Raw genomic sequence first — 14,120 nt, 5'->3', positions numbered from 1 at the left:
GGATAACTACTCCTTTCTCTTAACCAAACAGTCCACTAAGAAGCGGAATTAACTGAGTACCGATGAGAATTACACCACCACCGCTCATAAGCTGTTTGATTCCCTGAGACTTTGCCCCCGGATTGTCATTTCCATAACCTTCCATCAGGTTGATGACACCCCAGACTCCAAGGCCGGCCCCGATGGCAACTACCAATGTCTGCAAAATATTAATTGCGCTCGTAAAAAATCCCATATATTTTTTCCTCCTTCATTTGATTTTTCTTTTCTTCTTTCTTTTTCCGGTGTTCCTGTCTCCCCAGGAACAGGGCGATCTGTTTCTTATCCTCATACAAACCTCCATCAAACAAAAAAATCCGCTCCCTATGGAACGGTTCTTAATACTGTCTGCTTCCTATTTCTTTACAGGCTCCACAAGCAGAAGCAGATATGCCATATGAGTTGTCAGCTCTGCCATTTCATCATCAAATAAAAATGTCGAAGCTACCACCTCTCCTGCGGCATATCGGTTATCACATCTGGACCGGAGCTTATCGATCAGCTCACCAAAATATGCTTTACACTTTTCCGTGGGGATCAATGCTGCAATCTTCTCCATGTGAAAGATAAACGGAATATAATCCTCTTCAATAGAAGTAAATTCAAATACAAAGAGGGATTCACTTCTCCCCCTGCGTCTCATTGTTCTAATCCACATATCGTTCTCCTTCCTCAGCCTCTATGGCTGCAATGTCTTCTTTCGTTATTTCGTATTCATGCATTTCAAATGCTGTATCCCTGGAAATAACCAGCTTGTGTTCCAGATACTTTTCGATATCGAACTCATTTTTCCTGTTGTAATCAGAAAGTTCCTTATACCTTCTGTGCTTCGTAATATCATATTTGTCACTGAAAAACGGACGAACACCCCGAAGCTGCAGGATACACTTATTGCCATCCATGACTGCCAGCTCATCCCGGCTCATCAGATCTTTTCCTGTCTTCTGATAATTCAGTCCATAGGAGCGGTTATTCCCTCTGGTATCTGATGTGTTATACAGATCAATGGTCTCTTTCCCCAGTGTCTCGGATATCTCCTTTAGGGTAGAACTTTCTTTTCCACCAAGAAATAAGACCGTATCACAGTTGCCTATGATGGTTTCTGCCGCATCCTTATAGATTGTTTTTAGCTGGGACTGTGACTGCAAAATAATAGAAGCCGATATTTCGCGGCTTCGGATCGTAGCAATCAGCTTGTCGAATTTTGGAATCTGCCCGATATTACTGAACTCATCCAGCAACAGACGGACATGATAAGGCAATCTTCCTCCATGCTCATCATCTGCTTTATCGCAAAGCAGATTGAAAAGCTGGGTATACATGATAGCAACAATAAAGTTGAAGGTGTCATCTGTATCACTGATAATGACAAACATGGCTGTCTTCTGGTCTCCCAGCATGTCAAGCTCCATCTCATCGTATCGTGTCAGCTCCCGAAGCTCTGCAATATCAAATGGGGCTAATCTGGCACCACAGCTAATTAAGATAGATTTGGCAGTTTTTCCTGAAACAAAATGTCAATAGTTTTTTCATCAAAAAAGGCACTTTTTCGTGTCAAATCAGGGGTAAAACAACCAAAATACTGATGAAAACGTTCTTTGTTGTTACAACCACAAAGTTACTCAGCCATTTTTTCCTCTGTTTCCATGAAGTCAGAACGATTAACTTCATTCACCAGCATCCGGTTGATTTTCTCCTGCATCGTCTCTCTTGCGTTCTCATTGTAATGGAAGCGGACAACATAGGTTGTCTGCCCAATCCTTTTTGTAAATGTATTACTTTCCGTTTTCGGATTCATAACCTGTCCCATAAGCTTCTCCTTTCTACTACAATATAAATATGGTTAATATCCCTTACAGCCAGTAAGGAATTACCCATCTTGTTGCTTAAGCTGTATAATGATGGAGCAATCGGTATATCGTCTACCTTTCTTGGACTTCGCGTCCGCATCAAAGACTGATAACCAGCTCCTCATTCGCAGCGTTCGTTTTATGCAGGTTGAACTGCCAATAGGTACGTTCGTGTCACACCACAGTAGATTGAATAGGCAATGAGTAAAACTGGTTCTTATCCATTGCAATAAATCTTAAGGAGTGACTAATTTATGAACGCAGTAGGTATCGATGTTTCCAAAGGTAAAAGCATGGTGGTAATCTTACGCCCTTTCGGTGAGATTGTTTACAGTCCTTTTGAAATCAAGCACACATCCCATGATATTAATTCTCTTGTTGATCTCATCCATTCCGTTGATGGTGAATCCCGTGTCGTGATGGAACATACTGGACGTTATTACGAAGTCCTTGCTCATCAGCTTTCCGAGGCAGACATTTTCGTCAGCACAATCAATCCCAAACTAATCAAAGACTTTGATAATGATTCTCTTCGTAAAGTCAAATCCGACAAAGCAGATGCAGTGAAGATTGCTCGCTATGCTCTTGACAAGTGGCAGAATCTGAAACAGTATAGTCTTATGGATGAATTACGCAACCAACTTAAAACCATGAACCGTCAGTTTGGTTTCTATATGAAGCACAAAACTGCCATGAAAAATAACCTTATTGGCATCCTTGATCAGACTTATCCTGGCGTAAATACTTACTTCGACAGTCCTGCACGAAGTGACGGCAGCCAGAAATGGGTTGATTTTGCATCTATATACTGGCATGTGGACTGTGTTCGTAAAATGTCTTTAAACGCCTTTACTGACCACTATCAGAAATGGTGCAAACGCAAGAAGTACAACTTCAGCAAATCAAAAGCTGAAGAAATCTATGGAAAAGCTAAGGAACTTGTTCCTGTACTTCCCAAGGATGAAATAACCAAACGAATCATCAAACAAGCAGTTGAGCAACTCAACAGTGCTTCCTCTACTGTTGAGGAACTGCGCACCTTGATGAATGATACAGCCTCAAAGCTCCCTGAATATCCCATTGTTATGGCAATGAACGGCGTCGGTCCATCTCTTGGTCCACAGCTTATTGCGGAAATCGGAGATGTTACTCGCTTTACTCACAAAGGTGCTATTACAGCATTTGCTGGTGTTGACCCTGGTGTAAATGAATCCGGAACCTTCTCACAGAAAAGTGTTCCTACATCAAAACGTGGCTCTGCTGATTTACGGAAAACGCTGTTTCTTGTAATGGATGTTCTTATCAAAACAATGCCACAGGACGATCCTGTATATCAGTTTTTAGACAAGAAGCGTTCCCAAGGTAAGCCTTACTACGTTTACATGACTGCCGGAGCTAATAAATTTTTGAGAATCTACTATGGGCGAGTGAAAGAATATCTTGCATCACTTCCTCAATCAGAATAATATATACATACCTTTCTGATAGACCAGCACAATGTGGTGGTCTTATTTTGATACCCTTTTGCAACCTATATAAAATTTTCAAAGTTCTTTCAATTTAGCCTTGACTTTTTATTTGCAGGCTTTCATGTGATTTACTGGCGGGCAAGGTGGCAGACTAATCTGCCAAATTGCCTGCCAGTATCCTGTTCATTTGCCCGACAGAGAGGACAGTTATTATCCCAGCCGGGACGGTATCTCGATCTGGGATTCTGTCTCTGCGTCAATGTCAACAAGGCACTTGAAACTTTTAATAAAATAATATCTTTATCAAAGTCATCCCTACTCTAAATAATATTTTCTTTTTTAAATATCTTTGTTGACAGTTAAGAAATATGCTGAAAAAGCTGATATTTAAAGGCTTTTCCCAGTCAACAAAAATGTCAACAAACAGTACACAAACAGTCAAAAAAATGGAAATTCAGCTGTTATGACCACCCTCTCCCTGTCAGGCTAATCAAAAGGTATCTTCATCTGCTCACCTTCCGTAAGTTTTATAAAGCCATCTTTGTCCGGTTGGTTGACAGTCTCTGTTTCATCCTTTCCCTCTCTGATCCAGCACCGCTGTGTACCAAATCCTTCTTTTGAGAAACGATGATAACCGCCTCTTTTCCAGCCAATGATCTGTGTGTCCATGATCTGGCATATCTCATTGGTCTCATATTTCTTTGGTTCGCCATCATAATGGTTAAATGCCTCTTTCCAGATCTGTCTGGAACAGACATAAGTCCCGGCATATCCATCCAGCCATCCCTGAACCTGCCCTGCCATCGTATCTTCCTGCATGAACTGCTTCCGGTATTCAATGATCTGCCCCTCCATTTCTTTTGGAAGTTTCAGAAGACTTCCTTTGTCCTTGCAGGAATTGAAGATGACCATTGCTTCCGCCCAAAGCTGGTCGAAGTATGCCCTCGATTCTTCTTCATTATCAAGAAGATGTTTTTCCGCCTTTGAGGAATCGACCTCGATTACAAGGAAACGTCTTGCTCCTGTACGGTCAAAAGGCAGAAACTGCTTTGTATTGGTTGTCCCGGCAAACAGACATTGCCTCGGTCTGTCCTCTTCAAATTTTCCATAGGAATTCCGAAATGTGTCTTTCTGCCGGCTCAAAAAGGACTTGATCTCTTCATTGCTTTTTGCACTGATCGCAGCAATCATCTCCGACATTTCCATGATCCAGTGACCCCTGAGCTTTTCATAAATCTTTTTATCTCCCAAATCCCTCAAGTCATCTGAAAACCACTCATCCTTAATAGCCAGAAACCGGAAAAATGTAGATTTTCCTACCCCCTGTGTTCCTACAAGGCAGAGCATTTCATCTGCCTTACACCCCGGCTTAAAAATACGGAGCAGTGCTTCCATCATAAAATGCTTCAGGCATTCATAGACCATATCCGAATCATCTGCCCCCATATACCGCTTCAATACATAACGGATACGTTCTGTGCCATCCCACTCTAAGCGGTTCAGGTATTCGCAGATCGGATGATACTGTTTGCTGTTTGCTTCCGCTCTCAGGGCTTTATCCATGTTTTTCTCATTGCCCAGACTATAGAACTGTTCAAAATACAGATAAAAGAAATCTCTGGCAGCATCTGTCATAGAGGTGATTCCATCATTCCACCAGAGTTTCCTGACGATATCGATCCTCTGGTTCAGGAGATTAAATTTCAGGCTCCCTTTCAGGAGCGGGTCTTCTCGAAGCACGATCATATAATTCTGCATCGTCCCTTTGATGGTTCCCTGATTTGTCACCGCCAGATGGGATCGGATCTCCCTTATGGCATCCACATCCGCCATCTGCTCCATCACCTGCAAAGCGTCCTGCTCCTTTACATTCTCGCTCAATCTTTTCCACCTCCTTTCCTTTTTCCTTAACGAGCATTTTCTTATCCTCTTCATCACCGAACAGAAGAATATCCAGATAATATTCAACGATACTCAACTCCCTCAGTGCGGTAACAAAATGCCCGTCCCATTCTTCCTCTGGTGTTTTGGGTTCATAACATTCTTTCCATTCCAGAAGCAGGGTGCGGTAATCCAGATATGCTTTTGTAAGTCTGGCATATTCTGTTTTCCAGTCTGTTTCTGGTGTCTTCCCTTTTTCTTTCACCAGAGACTTTTTCCCAATTTTGGGAGAATCCCTTGCCCTGTTCCCATAGGAAATCCCAAAATCATCTGCCAGCTTCAAAGCAGCCTCTCTGGATTTTAGTCCGAAGAGCTGGGCGGTAAAATCGATCACATCCCCGGTACACCCACACCCAAAACAGTAATATCTGCGGTCAACTTTCATGCTCGGTGTACCGTCATTATGAAAAATGCACCGGATCAATCCGCTCCTGTTGGGCTTAAATCCATAAAGTTCCGCAGCCTGCCTGACCGTCACATTCTGCTTTACTTCTTCAAACACATTCATTTTTTATCCACTTCCTTTCCAACCCGTTCAGATATGACCGGGTTCAAAATAAAAAAAGAGCATCCTGACTTTTATCCAAAACTGAATAAATCAAAATGCTCCTTACAGGGGATCCCTGTCATGATATTTCGTTTTTGTTTTCTTTCTAGCTGCATTTTCTTCTGCGACCCGCTTTTTATTGGCAGCCAGTTTTTCAAGAACACTCGTCCTTGCCTTCTTCTTGATCTGTTCCGTATTCGCTTTCCTGACCTCTGGCTCCTGAAGAGTTTTCTGCACTTTTTCAATAACTGCATTTGCTGCATTCCGTAATTTCTCTTTCGCCAGCTTAATCACATTTTTGGTAATTGTTTTTGCCTTATCGGAATTATTTGGATTCTGGACAATGTTATTGCACAGCTGATCCAGAAGCCTGATATCCTCTTCCTGTGTCTGTGCCTTTACTTTTTCCGTAACGACTTCCACCGCCTTGTCATAAGCAATCTCCGACACTTCATCGATCAATGTTTCATTATCCATGATTTTCTCTTCCTGCTCCTTTATCATCTGTTCCTGCCGGGCAATCTTTTCTTTCTGTGCCTGTATGATAAATTCCTGCTTTTCCAGATACTTCTTTCCGCCATATTCCGGTGCTTCCTCAATCTCCAGCCCATACTGCCTGCAAACATCAAACAGAAGATTCCTGCAGATCAGATCAAAAGTCATCTTCCGGTTATTGTTTCTTCCTCTGGGCTTATCTGGATCGGGAAGAGGAATTCCAAGTGCTTCCAATGCCTTTTCCTGTTGCGGACACAGTTCCCCATATTTATTCTCGCAGTCAAACACGTGACGTTCATGGATATGGGGAGTGGTCTCATCCATGTGGAGTGCAAAATCCAAAATATGCACATGGTCTCCAAACATCCCCTCGAACCTTTTCATAAAAGAATCCGCAATATGAAAAAGCTGTTCTCCCGATATATGCTCCCCCTCCTTTCCAATCTGGAATATCGTTTCTTCCGGACAGGTCATTTTATTTTTTAACAGATCTTCCGTTATCCGGTTTCTTTCCGGGTGGCGGTTTTTCTCATTTCTGGCATTCTGCCCTTTTATAAAATCGCTGTAATGGTCTTCATAATACATCTTTTCAATATCATGAAAACTTGCTTCCGGCTCGACCGGTCCCCAATCCCTAAGTGTCTCATCTGAAGGGTTCTGGACATATCCCCGGTAACAGTCCCAATAGATATTCTGCTTTTCCCTCTCCGCATCAATATGCTCACTGTTGGCAATATCGAATTTTCTGTCATTGTGCTTTGGATTATAAACACCATGTTTCCCCGATCTACCATTATGCCTTGTAGCTCTCATTTTTCTGATTCCCCCTTTCATCCATTCTGCATTTTTTCATTTTTCTTTTTCCCATTCTGCCCTCCTCTGTGGTCTTTCCATTATCTGTCTCTTGCGTTTCACATGCTTTTTTTCATGTGGCGGTCATCCCCGAAAATGATTTTTGGTAACACAATTCGCCAGATAATACCCAGTACGACTTGACGCAGGCATCAAATCACTGGGCAAGGCGTTTCACCCTTGACCCGATAATGGGCTTTGCCCCTTAACCCCAGCATGGAGCTGCGCCCCTTTGCATTCCCTGAACAAAGGGCTCCGCCCTCTGTACACCCGCCGGACAAAATGGAAATTCCGACACTGTCCCATCTGTCAGAATTCTCGTTTCGCCCGGTTTTTCAAAAATCTTCAAATAGGATTTTCTCAAAAAATAAGAGCCGATACTTTGTCTCTTTTTTGGAAAAAGTCCAATTGCATCGGCTCTCGTATTTGACCTTATCAGTCATATTCAGTTTTTCTTTACATCTCCTCTGAGCATTAATGAGCAAAACAAAAGGCACCAACTTTTTACGGTTGATGCCCTTTGGGTTACTCACTATTCTCTTTTCACAAAACTGAAAGTTTCAAGCGTTATAGACTTCCCACAAATATCTCTGCATCAATCGTCAAAGTTTTTAGCTTTTTGAAATCAATCTCAGTTTTATCTACATGGAAGAGCAGTGGGGTCATGTCTGCAAAAATTTTAATATCCTCTAACGGCATTTCATATGATTCTGAAACTCTTTTTTGGTAAATAACAGAATACTGCTTCTTGAATAAGTTAATCACATTCTCATTGGAATACTCTTGATTTTTCAAATGTTCTTTTGCAATGTTTCTGAACTCCATCAGATGTTTATTCCCAGGAATAACCTTTACAATATAGCCGCTATCCGTCAGAACTCTATTGAACTCCAAATAATTAGCTGGTGTAAATATGTCCAGTATACAGTCTACTGAGTGGTCTCTAATTGGCATATTTTCCAAATCACCCACAAACCACTTTATAGACTTACTACCGTCTCTTTTTGAAGCAAGGGAAATGGCATCTTTTGAAATATCAAAAGCAACTATATCTGCTTGAAATAGTTCTTTGATTTTTCTAGAATAATATCCTTCACCACATCCGACATCAAGAATAGTTGTTATGTTTTCAAGCTTGCTCAATATATGTGTTATCTCCGTAAGAATATGTGAATAGTATCCCTTTTCTAAAATATCCATTCTGCTTTCAAAAGAAGTTCTGCTATAATGCTTAGATTGCTTTTGATTTAATGCAAAATTCACATATCCTAATTTAGAAATATCGAAACAATGCTTATTACTACACAGCAAACTATTGCCTACCATCTTTAACTTTCGTTTACATATTGGACAACGAAAAAGCTTTTCGCTGTCATTAAATCTAATAATTTTATTCATGACATCCTCCATTATTACATTCTTGCCCGAAAGCGAGTTATGTAATACGGATGTACCGCAACACAACTCGCGGTATTATCTTAATCTCATATATGCTGTCATCTTATCACCTCCTCAAATTCAAATCTTCTGTTGCATCCAAGCTCTCCATAAGCTTGGAATTTGTCAATACCTATTACCATAAAGATATTTATTTGAAATTCTCTTTTGTGTTTCCAAATATTTTGTAACGTTTTCATCATAATCAGGATAATTATAACCAAGTGAATCTGCCACTTTTTTAGATATTTTTTTGAACAAACATAGACACAAATCAAACGATTTCCACATTTCTTCATACGAACTCATTGAATATGTATTTAGTAAGTTATCCCACAATTCTTTTGAAATATGCTTATCTAAAAATTTATAGTTTTTACCCAAACTGAAATTAAATCCTTTTTCAGTACCGACATACCAACTAATCATCCTAAGAAGCTCATGACGTAATACTTCATTCATATGGTCTATTGCAAATAGTATTTCACCACGAAGTAAGCCCTTGGATACATATGTTGCAACATTCCAAAATTCGTTACAACAGTCATCAAACTTTCTTTCTGTTGGACACTTAATGTAATAATCTTCATCTGTGGGAACTATTTCTGTTTTAATCATATTATCTTTATCTAACATGATTTTTACAAGTTTATCGCGAGTAAGATACTCCTCAAGCATTGAAACAGGTAACAAAGTTAAATCAATCTTTACACCATCATCAAAAAGCATTATATAAGAAAATCCTTTTTCTTCTGGAGGAAATAATTCCATATCTTCAGGTTTTTGCATCATAATTCTGTTACCAAAAACACTAAGCCAGTCATCGCTTTTCAAAAATTCTCCCATATCTATAACAAAAAAAGTAATATCATAATCTTGAAGATTGTCTTTTGGTATATTAACATTAGTGCGAGACCCCTCAAGAGTTACAATTCTAATTCTCTCATCTTGAAAAGCAAAATTCAAAACTAAATCGTATATTTCTTTTTCAGTCCTCATTTCATTCACCTCAATAAAATTATATCACAAAAAAAGATTGATTCTAACTGTTCTTATAATTTGATAACCGCATCAAGGCAGAGCGTAAGTGCATATTCGTATGCATTACCGCCCCAGTTTCTTTCGTCGTATTTGTCAACATCTGCAAGACTGTCTGCGGTATAAAGTATCATACCCCAGGTTGCCCCTCTGAAATCAGCACAGGCCGCCAGAGCAGAACATTCCATTTCTACAACTGCACAGCCTTCACTTTTGCGATAAGCCACCTTTTCTTTGGTTTCACGGAAAAATCCATCCGTTGACCAGGTTATAACCTCCTGATATTTCATACTATGCTCAAGAATGGTTTCTTCAATTGCTTTTCTTGCCTTCTCGCTGATTTCCACAAATCGAGAAGGGGGCGCATAGTGATAAGATGTTCCCTCATCACGCAGAGCCTTGTTTGGTACGAGGAATGTACTTTCGGGGAACTTTTCCAGAGCACCGCAACTACCTGCCGAGATTACCTCTCTTACACCATAACCAATCAGCCAATCAAGTATCTGTGTGGCTGCTGCCGCACCAACGGGTGCTTGACAAAGCACAATGTCCTCACCCTTGTATTTGGTGATGTAAATGGGATAATGCTTCGTTGCACTCTCAAAAGTGGATACCTGTTTGGTATCACTTTTACTGGCATATTCATCTATGTAAGCACCAAGAAATGCGAACACACATTTCTTGGGTAAGTTCAAACCAAGATTTTCATGAGTGGGATTAAGAACTGCTGTCTGCTCTGTATCAAACTCCAAAATCGGTATTTCGTTTTTAATAATAGCCATACTATCTCTCCGTCAAATTCAAAGTTTCTGTTCCCTATAAAATAATCTATCGGGATTCACCAAATCGCCAGACAACGATTTTTAGAACAGTATATCACAAAAAAATTCCTTATTCCATACGTTTTCCGAGTTATGGTAGCACATGTGAATTTTAAATAACATTTTCCAATCCATTTAAGATATTCCCTTGATGATACTTTTTACTGTCTTATACAACCGAATTCCATCCTTCAGTCCCAACCGATAAAAGAACTGCTCAGCATCCGCACCGCTGTCAAAAATAGCATCACAGTATGCCCTGACTGCCTGTTGCTTATCCTCTGGCAGCAATGCCACCGCTTCCTCATACTTTTGTTCCACATCATCCTCGTCATCTGGTTTTTTCCCGGCTTTCATCTGGCTGAATGCGCTCTGCATCCGTTCCTGAATGACATTGTCCACAAATTCCTTTAATGCTTCCTCTTTCATCTTTATACATCCCTTTCTATCTCACACACCAGACGTTCATAATCCAAAAATCCTCGGATATACATTTCCCGGCTAATATAGGCTTCTACTGCGTGTCTTGCCGATACGATCCGATCAATGATCGTCCAAAACTCATGACCATATTTTTCAATGTATGGCTTCAATTCATCCATTGTTGCCTCACATTCTCTTTCCAACTCGATCAGCTCCGGGTCAATCCGTAAATATGCCTCCAGCCTGATCTCATTCCAGTCGAAGTAGCTTTCCACTAATTCTCTTTTCATAATCGTGTCCCTTTCTTCCCTCTTCCTATGTTATAAAGCGAATCCATTCTTCTAAAAAGACGATTCCCGCAATCACGATTTCAACCGTACATGGCAGGAGATAAAACAGGAAGCCAGCCAATACCATTTTCAGGCATTCCCCGGAACTTTCCAGCCCCAAGCCATAGCTTAGCAGGGCGGTCAGAAGAAAGATTCCTGCAATTACCCGGAAGATGACTGCTGATATTCCTGCAAGGAACTCCGCAAACAGTCTTATGACTCCCAGAGCAACCATCACAGGCAGGAACATGATTTTAAAAATAAAATGTATGGCTTTCATCCTGTCTTCTCCTTCCTATCCGGCATTTCTGTTCACATAGTTTCGATACTTCTCAAGTACGGAATCTGTCACACCGTTTTTGTAGATTTTCCGAATATCTATGATCTCTTCGTCCTTTAAGAGTTTCAGCCATTCCAGAAGTTCTTTCCGGCTGTTGGCGAAATTACAGCACCGACCATCTGCATATTCAATCCGGTATCTCATAAGCATCCCCCTACACATAAACCAGTTCATTCAAAATAACTTCATCCACTCTGTTGCGGATGTTATTTACCCTGCGGAGCCATTCCATCTGGTCTTTTCCCTTTAATTCCTCTGTGACACCCTCTGCTTCCATCATCTGATCCATCATGTTATCCCTGCGTTCCACACAGATTTCATTCAAATCAGCAAGATACGACCAGAGCTTCCCAGTCAGCATCAGCTGGGAATACAAAGCTTGCCGGTAGTCTTTCAGAAAATTCCTTCGGAGGCTTCCATAAAAACCAATATCCCGGGGTTCTTCCGCCACACGGATCAGCGGGATATAATAATCTCCCACAAGGATATAATCCAGTCCGTTCTTTTCATCATGTATCATCGGTTTCAATTCTTTCATGCATTTGCCACCCCTTTCTTTGGTTCTGCAGCCGGAAGCATCGACACTGGAACAAACACACCTTTCGCAATATCTTCCTGCCGGATTGCTTCCTTCTTCGCCTCGATCTCGGCTTTTCTTTTTTCTTTTACTTTGTCTTCGTATTCTTTCTGTTTTCCATTTGCCTTCCGCCTCAGATAATTCTGGTGCAGCCTGTCCTTCCTGGCTTCTCGCTTTCGTAATTCTTCTTCCTCTTCCGTTGTCAGCTGGACTTCTCCAAAATGCGGTGGAAGATACCTTCCCACAAAATTAAAATAAATCTCAATCTCCTGTGTGGTCTGCTGGCTTCCTTTCCTGTCCCTCTCATGCACCAGAATCTTTTCCACGAACTCATTCAGCATATATGTGGTCAGTTCATCAAAATTCTGATATTTGTCCACCAGTGCAATAAATCTTTCCGCAGACCGTCTGCCATTTTCATATCCGGCTACCTCTGCTTCCAATTCTGAAATTTCCGCTGTCAGTTCTTTCTGTTCTTTGGAATACTGCCCATCAAGGACTGCGTAACGTTCGTCCGGCAGCTTACCAAGGATATTATCCTCATATATTCGGCAGATCAGTTTTTCCAGTTCCTGCAGACGCTTTTTCGCTTCTGCTATCCTGTTTTTCAGCCTCACGATTTCACTGGACTGCTGGGAATTCTGTGTTGTCTTCACTGTCTCAATGAACTCTTCCCGGTTCAGATGGGAATATTCTGCGATAGCTTTCAGCAGGTCTTTTATCAGCTCCATCACAATATCCGCATTAATCCTGTGCTGTGTCGGACAGAGTGTTCCAACCGGAACCTTGCTATATGCAGAACAGGTATATTGTGGGATTCTTTTCCCATTATTTACCCGGTGCACATACATTTTTGCCCCGCAATCGGCACAATACATCAGCCCTGTCAGTGGATGTGCTTCTCCCCATCCGTCCGGGTATCTGCGGACATTCTTCCGGATTCTCTGGACATTATCAAAGGTTTCCTGATCAATGATCGCTTCCTGCGTGTCCTCAAATACTGTCCAGTTATCTTCTGACACATAATGGCTCTTTTTGTCCTTAAAATGCTTTCTGGTCTTGAAATTAACAGTGTGACCAAGATATTCCCGCTTTTTCAGGATCCCTGCCACCGTCGACGAACCCCACGCATAGGGGTCTTTGATCTCGTCCACTCTTCCCTGCCATAATCCTGCCCCATGCCTTGCCATGTGTACTGCCGGGATCTCCACCTGATCTTCTTTCAGCTTCTTTGCGATCTGGTAAGGACCATATCCGTCCATTGTCATCTGAAAAATCCTGCGGACAACCTGTGCAGCCTCTTCATCCACGATCCAGTGTTCCTTATTTTCCGGGTCTTTCAGATATCCGTATGGTGTGGTGCTTGCAACGTGCTTCCCGGAATTGCCTTTTGCCTTAAAGGTAGACCGGATCTTTTTGCTCGTGTCTTTCGCATACCACTCATTCATAATGTTTCGGAAAGGAAGAAAATCATCATCCCCATTCAGACTGTCATGACCATCATTGATAGCGATCAGCCTAACCTGCTTCTGGCGCAGCATTTCCTGAATCTGACCGACCATCAGATAATCACGTCCCAACCGGCTCATATCCTTTATGATCACCGTCCCGATCTGCCCGGCTTTGATGGCATCCATCATGCTGACAAATCCCGGGCGGTCAAACCTTGTGCCGGATATTCCATCATCCGTAAAATGGATATATGGGGTAAGTCCATGGGATTCTGCATATTCTGAAAGCATCTGCTTCTGGTTCGATATACTGTTGCTCTCGCCCATAAGGTCATCATCATGGCTGAGACGCTCATACAATGCGGTAAGTTTCTCCTGCATCCGTTTTCCTCCTTCCTTTCATTTTTCATTGCCTGTTTTCATTCCATATCCGTTCCTGTACCGGGTTCCGATGTTTCCGGGACGTATTTGCCAGAAAAGACATGCTGGATGCACATTCAAATCTGGTATC

The 14,120-nt window shown here is 41.5% G+C and carries 16 protein-coding genes and 1 pseudogene; 1 reads left to right on the top strand and 16 read right to left on the bottom strand.

Going from position 1 to position 14,120, the window contains the following annotated elements; genetic code table 11:
* Positions 1-19: 19 nt before the first annotated feature.
* The 4 genes and pseudogenes from JQM81_RS07010 to JQM81_RS06995 all read right to left on the bottom strand — a co-directional run bounded on the left by JQM81_RS07010 (position 20) and on the right by JQM81_RS06995 (position 1,849).
* Positions 20-235 (bottom strand): Maff2 family mobile element protein, encoded by a 216-nt coding sequence (locus JQM81_RS07010; RefSeq protein ID WP_154580940.1) that lies wholly within the window; start codon positions 233-235, stop codon positions 20-22.
* Between the two features lie 159 nt (positions 236-394).
* Positions 395-697, bottom strand: a complete 303-nt coding sequence (locus JQM81_RS07005) for a hypothetical protein (protein WP_235232809.1) — start codon at positions 695-697, stop codon at positions 395-397.
* Positions 687-1,547: pseudogene (locus JQM81_RS07000) on the bottom strand (VirD4-like conjugal transfer protein, CD1115 family); the annotation flags it as partial. The pseudogene JQM81_RS07000 and the gene JQM81_RS07005, both read right to left, overlap by 11 nt.
* A 110-nt stretch (positions 1,548-1,657) precedes the next feature.
* Positions 1,658-1,849, bottom strand: coding sequence for a transposon-encoded TnpW family protein (locus JQM81_RS06995; protein WP_235232808.1), 192 nt, complete (start codon positions 1,847-1,849; stop codon positions 1,658-1,660).
* A gap of 294 nt (positions 1,850-2,143) precedes the next feature.
* Here JQM81_RS06995 and JQM81_RS06990 point away from each other — a divergent pair, with 294 nt between their 5' ends.
* Positions 2,144-3,355 (top strand): IS110 family transposase, encoded by a 1,212-nt coding sequence (locus JQM81_RS06990; RefSeq protein WP_235232807.1) that lies wholly within the window; start codon positions 2,144-2,146, stop codon positions 3,353-3,355.
* A gap of 489 nt (positions 3,356-3,844) precedes the next feature.
* Here JQM81_RS06990 and JQM81_RS06985 read toward each other — a convergent pair whose 3' ends face one another.
* The 12 genes from JQM81_RS06985 to JQM81_RS06930 form a co-directional block, all read right to left on the bottom strand.
* Complete coding sequence (locus JQM81_RS06985) at positions 3,845-5,104, bottom strand: virulence-associated E family protein (protein ID WP_235232847.1); 1,260 nt, start codon at positions 5,102-5,104, stop codon at positions 3,845-3,847.
* A complete protein-coding gene (locus JQM81_RS06980) occupies positions 5,055-5,807 on the bottom strand; it encodes a CHC2 zinc finger domain-containing protein (protein ID WP_235232806.1) in 753 nt (250 codons plus the stop codon). Before JQM81_RS06980 ends, JQM81_RS06985 begins: the two co-directional genes overlap by 50 nt.
* A 102-nt stretch (positions 5,808-5,909) precedes the next feature.
* Positions 5,910-7,154 (bottom strand): serine/arginine repetitive matrix protein 2, encoded by a 1,245-nt coding sequence (locus JQM81_RS06975; RefSeq protein WP_235232805.1) that lies wholly within the window; start codon positions 7,152-7,154, stop codon positions 5,910-5,912.
* A gap of 606 nt (positions 7,155-7,760) precedes the next feature.
* Positions 7,761-8,591: a methyltransferase domain-containing protein gene (locus JQM81_RS06970; protein WP_083655179.1), complete on the bottom strand. Its 831-nt coding sequence runs from the start codon at positions 8,589-8,591 to the stop codon at positions 7,761-7,763.
* Positions 8,592-8,756: 165 nt separating this feature from the next.
* On the bottom strand, positions 8,757-9,629 hold the full coding sequence (ant(6), locus tag JQM81_RS06965) for an aminoglycoside 6-adenylyltransferase (protein ID WP_002582178.1): 873 nt from the start codon (positions 9,627-9,629) through the stop codon (positions 8,757-8,759).
* A gap of 53 nt (positions 9,630-9,682) precedes the next feature.
* Positions 9,683-10,450 carry a nucleoside phosphorylase gene (locus JQM81_RS06960; protein ID WP_002582179.1) on the bottom strand — a complete coding sequence of 256 codons (768 nt, stop codon included), beginning with the start codon at positions 10,448-10,450 and terminating at the stop codon, positions 9,683-9,685.
* Between the two features lie 174 nt (positions 10,451-10,624).
* Positions 10,625-10,918 (bottom strand): hypothetical protein, encoded by a 294-nt coding sequence (locus JQM81_RS06955; protein WP_235232804.1) that lies wholly within the window; start codon positions 10,916-10,918, stop codon positions 10,625-10,627.
* A 2-nt stretch (positions 10,919-10,920) separates the two neighbouring features.
* The gene (locus JQM81_RS06950) at positions 10,921-11,202 is read right to left on the bottom strand and encodes a hypothetical protein (RefSeq protein ID WP_235232803.1); all 282 of its coding nucleotides are present in this window, start codon (positions 11,200-11,202) and stop codon (positions 10,921-10,923) included.
* 25 nt (positions 11,203-11,227) lie between these two features.
* Complete coding sequence (locus tag JQM81_RS06945; protein WP_235232802.1) at positions 11,228-11,521, bottom strand: hypothetical protein; 294 nt, start codon at positions 11,519-11,521, stop codon at positions 11,228-11,230.
* Positions 11,522-11,536: 15 nt separating this feature from the next.
* A complete protein-coding gene (locus tag JQM81_RS06940; RefSeq protein ID WP_235232801.1) occupies positions 11,537-11,725 on the bottom strand; it encodes a hypothetical protein in 189 nt (62 codons plus the stop codon).
* A 10-nt stretch (positions 11,726-11,735) separates the two neighbouring features.
* Positions 11,736-12,119 carry a TnpV protein gene (locus JQM81_RS06935; protein ID WP_235232800.1) on the bottom strand — a complete coding sequence of 128 codons (384 nt, stop codon included), beginning with the start codon at positions 12,117-12,119 and terminating at the stop codon, positions 11,736-11,738.
* A complete protein-coding gene (locus JQM81_RS06930) occupies positions 12,116-13,990 on the bottom strand; it encodes a DUF4368 domain-containing protein (protein ID WP_235232799.1) in 1,875 nt (624 codons plus the stop codon). Before JQM81_RS06930 ends, JQM81_RS06935 begins: the two co-directional genes overlap by 4 nt.
* Positions 13,991-14,120 lie beyond the last annotated feature (130 nt).

Origin of the sequence: Faecalicatena contorta, assembly GCF_021531895.1 — a bacterium.
GTDB lineage: Bacteria > Bacillota > Clostridia > Lachnospirales > Lachnospiraceae > JAFBIX01.
This window is presented reverse-complemented; position numbering and strand designations above follow the sequence as displayed.